This is a genomic window from Delftia sp. RIT313, from assembly GCF_000632165.1.
Taxonomy (GTDB): Bacteria; Pseudomonadota; Gammaproteobacteria; order Burkholderiales; family Burkholderiaceae_C; genus Comamonas; species Comamonas acidovorans.
This window is the reverse complement of the sequence record NZ_JFYT01000035.1, coordinates 167,734-180,239: the sequence shown is the minus strand read 5'-3', so window position 1 is coordinate 180,239 and position 12,506 is coordinate 167,734. Positions and strand designations below refer to the sequence as shown.

The 12,506-nt window shown below is 69.4% G+C and carries 9 protein-coding genes; 4 read left to right on the top strand and 5 right to left on the bottom strand.

Annotation, left to right across the window (positions count from 1 at the left end; translation table 11 throughout):
• The first annotated feature begins 52 nt into the window (after positions 1–52).
• The 3 genes from BW39_RS08240 to fauA all read left to right on the top strand — a co-directional run bounded on the left by BW39_RS08240 (position 53) and on the right by fauA (position 5,133).
• A complete protein-coding gene (locus BW39_RS08240; RefSeq protein ID WP_043820979.1) occupies positions 53–1,747 on the top strand; it encodes a tannase/feruloyl esterase family alpha/beta hydrolase in 1,695 nt (564 codons plus the stop codon).
• Between the two features lie 126 nt (positions 1,748–1,873).
• Positions 1,874–2,836, top strand: a complete 963-nt coding sequence (locus BW39_RS08235; RefSeq protein ID WP_012205368.1) for a helix-turn-helix transcriptional regulator — start codon at positions 1,874–1,876, stop codon at positions 2,834–2,836.
• 77 nt (positions 2,837–2,913) lie between these two features.
• Positions 2,914–5,133 carry a TonB-dependent alcaligin siderophore receptor FauA gene (gene fauA / locus BW39_RS08230; RefSeq protein WP_235264168.1) on the top strand — a complete coding sequence of 740 codons (2,220 nt, stop codon included), beginning with the start codon at positions 2,914–2,916 and terminating at the stop codon, positions 5,131–5,133.
• 56 nt (positions 5,134–5,189) lie between these two features.
• On the opposite strand, the gene BW39_RS08225 is transcribed toward fauA, so the two are convergent.
• The 4 genes from BW39_RS08225 to BW39_RS08210 all read right to left on the bottom strand — a co-directional run bounded on the left by BW39_RS08225 (position 5,190) and on the right by BW39_RS08210 (position 10,106).
• Positions 5,190–6,401: a RhtX/FptX family siderophore transporter gene (locus BW39_RS08225; protein WP_043821149.1), complete on the bottom strand. Its 1,212-nt coding sequence runs from the start codon at positions 6,399–6,401 to the stop codon at positions 5,190–5,192.
• Between the two features lie 35 nt (positions 6,402–6,436).
• A complete protein-coding gene (locus BW39_RS08220) occupies positions 6,437–6,847 on the bottom strand; it encodes a cupin domain-containing protein (RefSeq protein WP_013802629.1) in 411 nt (136 codons plus the stop codon).
• A gap of 30 nt (positions 6,848–6,877) precedes the next feature.
• Positions 6,878–9,046: a TonB-dependent siderophore receptor gene (locus BW39_RS08215; protein ID WP_043820978.1), complete on the bottom strand. Its 2,169-nt coding sequence runs from the start codon at positions 9,044–9,046 to the stop codon at positions 6,878–6,880.
• 172 nt (positions 9,047–9,218) lie between these two features.
• Complete coding sequence (locus tag BW39_RS08210) at positions 9,219–10,106, bottom strand: helix-turn-helix domain-containing protein (protein ID WP_013802631.1); 888 nt, start codon at positions 10,104–10,106, stop codon at positions 9,219–9,221.
• A 234-nt stretch (positions 10,107–10,340) separates the two neighbouring features.
• On the opposite strand from BW39_RS08210, the gene BW39_RS08205 reads away from it, so the two are divergent.
• Complete coding sequence (locus tag BW39_RS08205; RefSeq protein WP_043820975.1) at positions 10,341–11,333, top strand: Bug family tripartite tricarboxylate transporter substrate binding protein; 993 nt, start codon at positions 10,341–10,343, stop codon at positions 11,331–11,333.
• On the opposite strand, the gene BW39_RS08200 is transcribed toward BW39_RS08205, so the two are convergent.
• Positions 11,269–12,498, bottom strand: coding sequence for an NAD(P)/FAD-dependent oxidoreductase (locus BW39_RS08200; RefSeq protein ID WP_043821147.1), 1,230 nt, complete (start codon positions 12,496–12,498; stop codon positions 11,269–11,271). The genes BW39_RS08205 and BW39_RS08200 overlap by 65 nt on opposite strands.
• Positions 12,499–12,506 lie beyond the last annotated feature (8 nt).

The following is a 12,506-nucleotide window of genomic DNA, read 5'->3' as shown; positions in this document are numbered from 1 at the left end:
ACATGGCCCCTCCGTCCCTGGTCTTACGCTCGGGCGACAGGAGACACAAGCCATGCGAATCGACCACGCCCCACGCGCCTTGCGGCGCGTTTTTCCATCCACGGCCGCCTTTGCCGCATCCCTTCTCATGGCGGGCTGCGGCGGTGGCAGCAGCCCCACTTTGGCCGATGCCGCAACGCCGGCGGCCGCCTGCGCCGACCTGCCTGACAGGGCAGGCCTTGCGGCCACCCGGCTGTCCACCAGCTATGTGCCGCCCGACACCCGCAGGCCGGGCGGCGCCAGCACCGGCGCGCTGCTGCCCGGGCACTGCGTAGTCACCGGCGCCATCAACCCGCGCGTGGGCGTGGACGGCAAGAACTACGCCATCGGGTTCCAGCTCAGCCTGCCGGACCAATGGAACGGCCGGTTTCTCTTCATCGGCGGCGGTGGCAACGACGGCATCCTGCGCGACACCTCGCTGAGTTCCAGCATCTCAGGCGCAACGCCTTCGCCGCTGGGCCAGGGCTTTGCGGTGGTCTCCACCGACGCGGGCCACACCGGCACCACGGCCAGCTTCGGTGCCGACCCTCAGGCCCGGCTGGACCACGCCTACAACGCCTACGACAAGACCGCCGTGGCAGCCAAATCGCTGATCTCCACGCGCTACGGGCGCAAGCCTGAGCACTCCTATTTTTCAGGCTGCTCGGGTGGCGGGCGGCAGGGCATGGTGTTCTCGCAGCGCTTTCCCGACTACTTCGACGCCATCACGGCCGGTGCCCCTGCCATGCGGGTATCGAGCGGCGCCACGGTGGCCGCGATGTGGAACACCATCGAGTTCGACGCCATCGCGCCGGCCGACAGCAGCGGCCGGCGCATCCTCTCCCGAGCCTTCAGCAACGAGGACCTGAACCTGGTGGCCAAGGCCGTGACCGCCTCCTGCGATGCGGCCGACGGCGTGGCCGATGGCATGGTGAACCACGTCAAGGCCTGCCATTTCGACCCCGGCGTGCTGCAGTGCGGCGGCGCCAAGACCGGCAGCTGCCTGAGCAGCGGACAGGTGAACGCGCTCAGAAACGTGTTTGCCGGGCCGCGCAACTCGGCAGGCCAAGCCCTGTATGCGGGCCAGCCGTGGGATCCGGGCCTGGCAGCGCCGGGCTGGCGCACCTGGACACTGGGCAGCTCCACCACCGCCACGCCGGATTCGCGCTACGTCACGCTGATCGTGGATGCGCTGGTCAACGAATTCCTCACCCCGCCAGACCTGGGCTTCAACCCGCTGGCCTTCAACTTCGACACCGACCCGGCGCGCATGCAGGCCTACTCGGCCATCTATGACACCTACCGGGATGACAGGCTCACGGCCTTCCGGCAGCACGGCGGCAAGATGCTCTTCATCCACGGCATGTCCGACCCCATCTTCTCGGCGCTGGACACGCTGGACTACTACGAGCGCCTGGCCGCCAACAACGGAGGCATGCAGGCCACGCAGGACTTTGCGCGCACCTTCCTCGTACCGGGCATGAACCATTGCTCGGGCGGCCCGGCCACGGACAGCTTCGACTCCATACAGGCCATGGTCGACTGGGTGGAGAAAGGCATCACCCCGGACACCATCGCCGCCAGGGCCCTGCCGTCCAGCGCGGACTTTCCGCAGCGCACGCGCCCGTTGTGCCCGTATCCGAAGATTGCCAGGTACAGGTTCGAGGGCGCAACCGCCGGCACGGGCAATGTGGAGGATGCGGCCAGCTTTGTCTGCGCCCTGCCCTGAGCCTGTTCATCTGCGGGCTGGACGCCACGGGCCGTGGCCGCCGCAGGGCCGGAGCAAGCCTGCAGCGATAATGAGAAGCGTTCACTGCAGCGAGCGCTTCCCGCCACCGCCTTTCCGCCTCCGCCCATGCCCGCCCCTTCCCAGCGCTACACCACGGCGCAGCTCGACGCCATGCGCCAGCGCCACGGTTTCAGCGTGCGCTTTCTCTCCACCGTCTCCGAAAACGATTGCATCTTCGAAGGTCAGGTGCAGGAGCACCAACTGCCTTCGGGCCTGCAGCTGGTCAGCTCCGACATCCGCATCAACCATGGCTATGAATCCACGTCCGAGCATCCACGTCGCTTCACCGCCGTGGTCCTGCTGGACGGCCAGGCCGAGCTGCAGCTGCCCGCCGCCCGCAAGGCCCTGAGCGTGACGCGCCATGCCGCAGCGGCATTCTCCTGCGGCGACACCGAGGTGCTCAAGGCCACCCATGCGGCAGGCCAGACGGTGCGCGGCTTCAACCTGTCCATCGAGGCACCCGAGGCCTGCGCCGATGCCGAACTGGCCGAGCTGCTGCACCATGCCCTGCGGCAGTCCGGCCCGCCGCTGCATGCCTGGTCGCTGCCCGAGCATCTGGCGGTGTCGCTGCGCCAGCTGCTCGATGGCGTCTGGAGCGGCAGCCTGGCCCGGCTGCACCGCGAAGGCATTGCGCTGCAGGTGCTGGCCTGCGCGCTGCAGGCACATGCGCAGCCACGGCCTGCGCCATCGCCGCGCATCCATCCCCGGGACAGGCGCGGCCTGGAGCGCGTGCGCGAGTGCATGGATGCAGCGCCGGGCCAGGCGCACAGCCTGGACGACCTGGCGCGCCTGGCCTGCATGAGCCCGACCACGCTGCGCGAGAAATTCCAGGCCGCCTACGGCCAGACCGTGTTCGGCTGGCTGCGCGAGCGCCGCATGCAATTGGCGCGCGAGCGGCTGGCACAGGGCTGGAGCGTGCAGGAAGCGGCCGACTGCGTGGGCTTTCAGCACGCCAGCAATTTCGCCACGGCCTTTCGCCAGCGCTTCGGCCACGCGCCCAGCCAAGGCAGCCTGCGTCGCAAACCATAGGACTGGCGTCGCCGGGAACAGGCGGCGGCGGCGCACATTTCCCACAATCCGGGCTCACGCCCAGGACCATGGAAATGATGAGCATTCGCATTCAAAACCCCGCCCCGCGACACCCCCAAGGCGCGCGGACCCCGCTGTCCCTGCTGATCTGCGCCCTTTGTGCAGCCCCTGCGCCAGCAGTCTGGGCCGCCGACGAGGACAGGCCCCCTGCCAGGAAAGGCGACACCGAACTGGGCACCGTCACCGTGCGCGCCACCGCCGATGCGGGCATCACCGAAGGCACGGCGCGCTACACCAGCGGCGCCACAGGCACGGCCACGGGCCTGCAATTGTCGGCGCGCGAGACACCGCAGTCGGTCAGCGTGATCACGCGCCAGCTCATGGACGATGCAGGCCAGCTCACGGTCTCGCAGACGCTGGAGGCCTCCGCGCCCGGCCTGTCGGTCAGCCGCAGCGACAGCAACCGCTACCAGTTTTCCTCGCGCGGCTTTGGCGTCAGCAACTTCCAGTTCGACGGGCTGGCCTCGCCCATCAACAGCCTGTGGAACTTCGGCGCCACCGACATGGACACCGCCTTCTACGACCGTGTGGAAATCGTGCGCGGCGCCACGGGCCTGCTCAATGGCTCGGGCGATCCGTCGGCCACGGTGAACTTCGTGCGCAAGCAGCCGCGCGAGACGGCGGGCGGCCATGCCTCGCTGACGCTGGGCCGCTGGAACCTGCGCCGCGCCGAGGCCGATCTGTCCCTGCCGCTGGACCGCGAAGGCCGAGTGCATGGCCGCGTCGTGGCCGTGCAATCGGACAGCGACAGCTACGTCAGCCACTTCGGCCAGCGCAGGCAGGGCCTGTACGCCGTGGTCAGCGCGGCCCTGACGCCCGCCACCCGGCTCGTGACCAGCCTCGAATACCAGAAGAACACCAGCCCCGGCATGGGCGCCGGCTTTCCGCTGTTCTATGCGGACGGCAGCCGCACGGACTTCGACCGCTCGGTGTCCAACAACACGCGCTGGTCGCATTTCGGCACCGAGAACACCACGGCCACGCTGGACCTGACGCACCGGCTGGACAACCGCTGGCTGCTGCGCGCCGCCTACAGCCGCAACGACGGCAACTACGACATGCGCTACGTCTACCGGGGCGGCGCGCCGGACGCCACGACCGGCCTGGGCATGGCCAACTCCTTCATCAAATACCGGGGCGACCGCTCGCGCGACAGCCTGCACCTCACGGCCAGCGGCCCGGTCGCGCTGTTCGGGCGCCAGCACGAGATTGCCGTGGGCTGGAACCATGTGCGCGACGACATCGACATCCGCCGCTACGCACCGTTGGGCACGCCGCCTGCCACGGACAACTTCCTCGACTGGCGCAACGGCAGCCTGGCCGAGCCGGGCTGGTCCGATGTCTCCAACGGCGGCGACGACAGCCGCATGCGCCAAAGCGGCGGCTATGCCGTGGGGCGTTTCTCGCTGGCCGATGGCTGGACGGCCGTGGCCGGCGCCCGCCTGAGCCGCTGGTCCACGCGCCAGAACTACTTCGGCAGCCTGCGCGACTACCGCTACAGCAACGAAATCACGCCCTACGCCGGCCTGCTGTGGGACATCGATGCCCGGCACACGGCCTACCTGAGCTACACGGAAATCTTCACGCCCCAGAACTACCGCGACAAGCAAGGCAGCATCCTGGACCCCGTCACCGGCCAGGCCTTCGAGCTGGGCCTCAAGGGCTCCTGGCTGCAGGACCGGCTGCAGGGTTCTGCCGCGCTGTTCCAGACCCGCCAGGACAACCTGGCGCAGGACACGGGCGAATTCATCGACGGCACCACGGACCAGAAGGCCTATCGCGGCGTCAAGGGCGCGCAGGTGCGCGGCATCGATCTGGAACTCAGCGGCGAGCCGGCCCGGGGCTGGCGCCTGGGCGCCAGCTACACGCACTACACGGCACGCAGCGCCAGCGGCGCCGCCTTCAACACCACGCACCCGCGCAGCCTGGTCAAGCTCACGGCCATGCGCAGCTTCGAGGGTGCGCTTCAGGGCCTGAGCCTGGGCGGCAACCTGCGCTGGCAAAGCCGCATCTGGCAGAACGTGACCAACCCGCTGCGCCAGAGCGTGCAGGTCGGCCAGGGCAGCTACCTGGTGGTCAACCTCTCGGCCCACTACCGCATCGACCCCACCTGGTCGGCCAGCGTGCAGCTCAACAACCTGCTGGACCGCCAGTACTACAGCCAGATCGGCTTCTACAACCAGGGCTGGTGGGGCGAGCCGCGCAATCTGACGGTGAGCCTGAAGGCGGATTTCTAGGAGGACTTCGCCACCGGATCGGCGCTGGCATCGGCAACGATGCTTTGCGCTCCACCCTAGCGCCCCAGCATGCGCCAGCAGACGGCCAGCGTCACCGCCGCAGCCAGCAATCCAGCAGCAAAGCCACCGCCGTAGCCCACGGCCGCCGCCAGCGATGTCACCAGGGTGGAGGCCAGAATCTCCCCCGTGTCGCGGGCGCTTTGCACGGCCGTCATGTCGGTGCCGGCCTGCGGGCCGGCACCGGCAAAGCGCATGGCCAGCGTCATCACGGCCACCGAAGATGCACCCGTTCCAAACGCCCCCAGCGCCTGGGCCGCAAAGGCAGTGCCCATGTCCAGCGGCAGCAGGCCTGCGGCCAGGGCCATCCAGCCCAGCGCCGAGGCGGCGCAGGCCGCCAGCCCGCAGGCCAGCGCCGGCCTGGCGCCCAGCCGTGCCACCAGCCAGGCGCCCCCGCCACAGCCCAGCAGCACGGTCACCGCACCGCCCGCCATGCCCACGCGCCCCACGGCCTCGACCGGCCAGCCTGCATCCACGAGAAACAGCTTGGCCAGGCCAAAGCCGCTGACGGCCGTGATGGACGACAGCACGGCTGCCGCCACCAGCGGCCAGGCGCCGGAGCGCTGCACAAAGGCCTTGAGACGGGCTGGTGGCCGGCGAACGCCCGGCCGGCTGCGCAGGCCCTGCAGCGCAGCCGGCTCACGCCACAGCGCCACCAGCAGCAGGCTGAAGGCCACGGTCAGGCACAGGACCGCCAGCGCCAGACGCTGTCCCAGCAAGCCCGCCAGCACCATGCTGCCGGCCCCGCCCACAAAGAAGCCCACCATGGTGCCGCCCACCTGCAGCGCATTGGCGCCAGCCAGACCACGGCCCCTGAAATGCTCGGCCACCAGCCCGTCCGTGGCAATGTCCTGCGTGGCACTGGCCAGGGAACCCAGGGCCGCCAGCGCCACGATGGCCGGCGCCGTCTGCAGCGTGATGCCCAGCGCAGCCGATGCCGCCAGGCACAGCAGCACCAGGGCCTGCATGGGCAGGATCCAGCTGCGACGGCGCCCCAGGCGGGCCGACCACCGGTTGTCCACGCGTGTGGCCCACAGGAATTTCAGCACCCAGGGCAGGCCCACCAGGGGCAGGAAGGCCAACGCCCCCAGCTGGGCGCCCTCGCTGCGCAGCAGTGTGGGCACGGCGTCCATGGCCAGGCCCAGGGGCATGCCCTGGGTCAGGTACAGGCCGGCCACCATCAGCCAGGTGTGCAGGTCCGGCTGCGACATCGCAGGGGCGCTGTCCGCATCGTGCAGGGGCGGGTTCATGGCTGCACCTTCTCGTGCTCGCTGCCACGCGCGGGCGTGATGAACATCAGGCGGCCCGGCTGCACCGCTTCCAGCCGGTGCCAGCAGCCGCGCGGCACCACCAGCATCTGGCCTGCCGAGAGTTCCAGAACCGGAGCCTCCTCCCCGCGCCGCTGCGGGCGCAGCAGCACACGCACTTCGCCGTCCAGCAGGCACAGCACTTCGTCGCCGACGGGATGGCGCTCCCAGTGCCCGTCATGCAGCGAGGCACCGTCGCTGAAAGGCTTGATGCCAATGATCCAGTCGCTGGCCGGGTCCAGCTTTTCGTGCGGGCCCAGCACGCGCACCTGCGAAGGGGCGCACAGGCCGATGAGGTGGCTGGCCTGCGCCAGCGGCCGGGCGATGAGGGAATGGGCGTTCTTGTCCATGGTGTGTTCCATCGATGGTGAAGCGGGTTCTCAGAACTCGGCGCGCAGGCTGAGCGTGGCGCTGCGCGGCTCGCCATAGCGGTTGTTCCAGCCCGTGCCGGACAGGCTCTGGTAGTAGCGGCGGTCCGCCAGGTTGTCCACCTGCAGGGCCGCCGTGAGCTGGCGGTTGATGCGCCAGCCCAGGCGCAGGCTGGCCAGCGCGTAGCCGCCCTGCCGCAGCGTCACGCCCTGCGCCTGGTTGTAGAAGTCGCTTTGCGCGCGCAGGCCCAGGCCGATGCTGAAGCGGCGCTCTGCCACCGGCACCTGGTAGCTGGCCCACAGGCGCAGGATGTGGCGCGGCGTGAAGCTGGCGAAGGGCAGGCCCTGGTTCTGCGCGTCCTGCAGGTACTGCGTGCGGTTCCAGGTGTAGGAGGCGCTCAGGCGCAAGTCGCGGTGGGGCTGGCCTTCGATCTCGGCCTCCAGCCCTCGGCTGCGCACCTCGCCGGTGGCGATGTACCAGCAGGCATTGCCCACGCAGGGATGGGCCGGATCGGCCTGGGCACGGTTCTTCTGCCGGATCTCGAACAGCGCCAGGCCCAGGTTCAGACGGCCGCCCAGCAGTGCGCCCTTGATGCCGGCCTCCAGGTTGTTGCCCTGTACCGGGTCCAGCAGTTCACCGGCATAGGTGTAGCTGCTCTGAGGCTGGAGGATGCGCGCATGGCTGGCATAGGCGTTCCACTGCGGGCCGAGTGCGTACACCAGGCCTGCATAGGGGGTGAACTGCGTGCCCATGCGCGTGCGCACGCGGCTGGCGGCTCCGCCTGCGCCGCCCGTCTCTTGCTCCCAGCGCGTGAAGCGCCCGCCCAGCACCAGCTTCAAGGGGTCGGCCAGCTGCAGCCGCGCCATGCCGTACAGGCCGCTTTGCCGCGTCTCGGTGGGGCCGCGCGTGGCGTAGCTGCCGACCAGGGGCAGCGGCACGCCGTGCGGATTCCAGTTCCAGACATCGACCGGGCTTTGCGGCAGATTGAGGATGGAGGCGGCCCATTGCGTGCTGCGCGTGCGCTGGTGGTTGAAGCCGGCCAGCAGCTCGTGCGTGCGGCCCCACAGCTGCACCGGGCCGCTGGCAAAGGCATCCACACTGGTCTGGCTGTCGTCGAAGCGGTAGGCCGCACCCGTGAGGCGCCCGCCCAGGCCCGTGGCGGGATTGACAGCGCCGTTGGCCCCGGCATAGAGCAGCTCGGAATCGCCGGAGAGGTGATTGAGGTTGAGCCTGGCCTGCCACCCGTTGCTCCAGACATGCTCGACGCCGGCAAAGCTGCGCGTGGTGTTCCAGTCGAAGCGGTCCCAGGCCGCGTCCAGATAGGTGCTGCGCGGCAGGCCCACATCGCGGCCGTCTGCATAGAAAGGCACGCCCGCCATGTTGGTGGTGGAGCGTATGCGCTGATGGTGCACCCCGGCGTGCACCGTGGCGCCGGGCGCCAGGTCCAGCTCGGCAATGGCGTAGAGATTGCCGGTGCGCTCGCCAGCCACGTCGTAGAAGAAGTCACGCTCCTCCTGCGTGGCCACCACGCGGGCACGCAGGCTGCCCGAGGCATTGAGCGGGCCGCCGACATCGGCCTCGGCGCGACGCCGGCCCCAGCTGCCCAGGGTCAGCCCCGCGCTGCCGGCAAACTCCCGCGTGGGCCGCTTGGGCACGAGGTTGACCGTGGCGGCAGGGTTGCCCGTGCCATGCAGCAGGCCTGCGGCGCCGCGCACGATCTCCACGCGCTCGTACATGGCCATGTCCATGCGCGGGCTGGCCGTGTTGCCCATGAGAATGGGCACGCCGTCCTGCTGGAACGAATCGATCTTGAAGCCGCGCTGGTAGTAGCCCGTGGTCAGCAGCTGGAAGGGCTGCACGGTGACACCGGGGGCGTTCTGCATCACGTCGTCCAGGCTGTAGAGGTTTTGTTCGCGCATGCGCTCCTGCCCGATCACCGTGACCGACTGGGCGATTTCCTGCAGGCTCTGGCCCAGCTTGTCCACGCCCGTGCCGGTGACTGCGCTGGCGCGGACCGTGATCCCTGGCAGTGCGGCTGTTTCAGGCGCGCTGCCTGCATCAACCGCCTGCGTCTCGGCATGCAGCCGGGCCGATCCGCCCGTGGCAAAGGCCAGGCACAGGGCCAGTGCCAAGGGGCGCAACACCAGGGGCCGCGCCGCTTTCATTGACGATGAATCCATCACTCCTCCCGAATTTCAAATGAGAACCAATCTCATCCAAATTCTGAAAGACGTGGGCAGCGTCCATGCGCGATTGCGTCACGGCCTGCCGCGATCCCGGCACGATCACGGCAAAATCACGGCACGACTGCAGCGCTGCAAAGCGGCTGCGGAGCCTGACCTGGGATGGAGACTATCCGCGCCGCAAGGCGCTGGGCAGCACGCCATGGTGGCGCTGGAAGACCTTGCTGAAATGCGAGGGGCTGTAGCCGCTGAGCGCGGCCGCCTGGGCCACATCCATCCGCGCAGAGGCCAGCAGCTCGTAGGCGCGCGCCATGCGCTGGGCCTGCAGCCATTCGGCCACCGTGCAGCCAAAGCACTGGCGAAAGCCCTGGGTGAGCTTGTTCACGTTAAGCCCCACCTCACGCGCCAGAGCGCGCAGGCCCGGTGGATCATCCAGGCGCTCGCGCAGCAGCTGCGCCGCACGCTCCAGTTGCTGGCGTCCGCGCCCGGACAGGTCTTCTTCCCCGGGCCGGGGCATGCACAGGGCCAGCAGCTCCAGCCCCTTGCCCGCCAGATAGAGCTGGCGCGCCGCGCCCTGCAGCGGACAGTGCAGGATCTGCTGCGCCACCGCGCGCTGGGCGGCACTGGCCTGGGCATCGCGGATGAGCGAGCCGCAGGCGCCGGATGCACCGGAATCTCCAGGAGCGCCTGCCTCCATCGCATCGGCCAGCCCCTGCGGCGTCAGGCCCAGGCTGGACGCCAGGCCGGACATGGGCAGGCTGGCCGACACGTACTCCAGATCCGAGCCCTGCTCCATCCCATGCAGCACGTCATGGGGTGCATCGCGCAGGCGCAGGTGTACGGAGGGACCGCACAGCCGCACGGGCGCCGAGCGTTCCAGTTGGTAGCTGATGCTGCCGGACAGCACCAGCACGAGCTTGACCCCGGCCTGCTCGCTCTCGCTGAACCACTGCGTGCGGTCAAAGCGCAGCCGGCCTGCCGACAGGCTGAGCATGGGCGTGGGCATTTGAACGGCGCCGCCGGGAGAAGAAGCAGGAAGGGTGCGGTCCTTTTTCATGGGCGGGTCCGGGCAGCTTGCGCCGAGGTGGCAGGGATCATGAGGGGCGCATGTTAATGCAATCCATTCTCATTTGCCGAGCAAGGCCGAACAGGTCATTCGCCCGCCGCATGACATCCTGCCAAAACATTGATTGACGTCAAGACAGCCACCGCCCAGCATTGGCCCGCCTGAAAAATCCGCCGCCAGCCCCAGCCGCTGCGCCATCAGAACACCGACAAGGAGACATCCCCCATGCCCCGTACCCTTTCACGCAAGCAACTCCTGCGCGCTGCCGCGCTGCTCGGCGCCACGCTGCTGCCCCTGCCCCAGGCCTGGGCGGATGCCTATCCCACCCGACCCGTCAAGCTGGTCGTGCCCTTCGCACCTGGCGGCAATACCGATGTGCTGGCGCGCATGGTGGCGCAGGGCCTGTCCGAATCGCTGGGCCAGCCCGTGATCGTGGAAAACATCTCCGGCGCCAACGGCTCCATCGGCGCCAGCCGCGTGGCTTCGGCGGCCAATGATGGCTACACGCTGCTGTTCGGCACGGCCGGCACCCAGGCCATCAACCAGAGCCTGTACAAGAACCTGAGCGAGAAGAGCCTGGGCGATTTCGAGTACGTGGCCCTGGTGACCACCATTCCCAATGTGCTGGTCGTCAACGAGACGCGCACGCCCGCAAGGACGGTGAAGGACCTGGTGGCACGCGCCGCCGCGCAAAAGACCGGCATGAGCTATGGCTCGCCGGGCAGCGGCTCCACGGTCCACCTGTCGGGCGAGCTGTTCAAGAGCGCCACCCAGCTGGACATGGTGCATGTGCCCTACAAGGGCAGCGCGCCGGCCCTGACCGACCTGCTGGGCGGCCAGATCGATTTCATCTTCGAGAACGTGACGCCCGCCCTGCCCTTCGTGCAGTCGGGCAAGCTCAAGGCCCTGGCCGTGACCTCGGAGCAGCGCCTGCCCGCCCTGCCCGATGTGCCGACCATGAAGGAAAGCGGCTACCCCACCTTCGTGACCGGCACCTGGAACGGCGTGCTGGCACCCAAGGGCACGCCGACCGCCATCGTCAAGCGCCTGGAAGAGGCCACGCTCAAGGTGGCGGGCCATGCCGACTTCAAGTCCAAGGTGACGGCACTGGGCGGCGAAGTGCGCCTGCTGGACTCCAAGGCCTTCCGCGAATTCACGCGGGCCGAGTACCAGCGCTGGAATGCGATCGTGCAGACGGCGAAGCTGGAGCGGCAATAACGTCGGCACCGGTCCCCGCCTCCGGCGCCCGCTGGCGGCGGGCCCAGAACGGCTCGGCAGCCCAGCGCGGCTCCAGCGCGTAGTAGTGCTGGTGATGGGTGCGGTACGCAGCGCGTATCGTGCCGATCCACGAACTCCAGGACTGCAGCGCATCGGCATCGCCCGCCAGGCTGCGGCGCACGGCCGTGGCGGCCTCGCTGCCCGTGACCAGGCTGTTGAGCAGGCCCTGCGATGCCAGGGGATCGAAGGACAGGCCTGCATCGCCCACGGCCAGCCAGTCCGGCCCGCTGGCTGCATCAAGCCATTGTTCGTGGGCGGCGGCCACGCGCAGCGGCTCCAGCAGCCGGCTGCCCCTGCTGCGCGCGCCCACCAGGGCCGTGTGATGCGCCATTTCCAACAGATCGGCCGTGCTGCGCAGGCGCCGGGCTTCAGGCAGGTCGATATCGGTCTGCCAGGCAATCACGCAACTGCCATCGGGCAGGTCGGCGCTGTACCACCAGCCTTCGGCGTCCGATTCGATCATGGTGGTGCCTGCATGCTCATGCGATGGCGGCTCCACCCAGGCGTGAAAGCAGACCAGGCGGCCACCACGGTGGACCTGGGCGCCCGCCTGCCGGGCCACGCGGGCCGCGCGGCCCGTGGCATCGACCACGATGCGGCAGGACAGCTCCAGCGGGCCGTGCGCCGGGTCGCCCTGCGCCCTATCGATCAGGCAGCGCCAGCGCATGGGTGCGCCCGATGGCTGGCGCTGCAAGCTGCGCAGCGTGGCGGGCACCAGGCAGGGCACGCCACGGCTGCGCGCAGCCTCCAGCAGCATGGCGTCGAAGCGCTTTCGGTCCAGGTGCCAACCCGCGCCATGCGGGTCGAACAGCGCGTCCTGAAAGATGACCTCGGAGCTTCCCCACAATGACCGCCGCGACCAGGCAGGACGGTGGCCCTGTGCCGCGAACGCATCCCACACGCCCAGGTCGGACAGAATCACCCGGGCCGCAGCGGGCAGGGTTTCGCCAATGGCCCGCCCAGCCTGCACGGCACGCCCTACCAGCGCCACGCGGCAGTGCCCTGCCAGCTGCGCGGCAACGGCCGCGCCCGCCGGTCCCGCGCCCACGACGAGCACATCCAGTTCATCCGGCAGCGGCGCGGCGGCCATGGCGTGCGACGGCATGGCCGGCA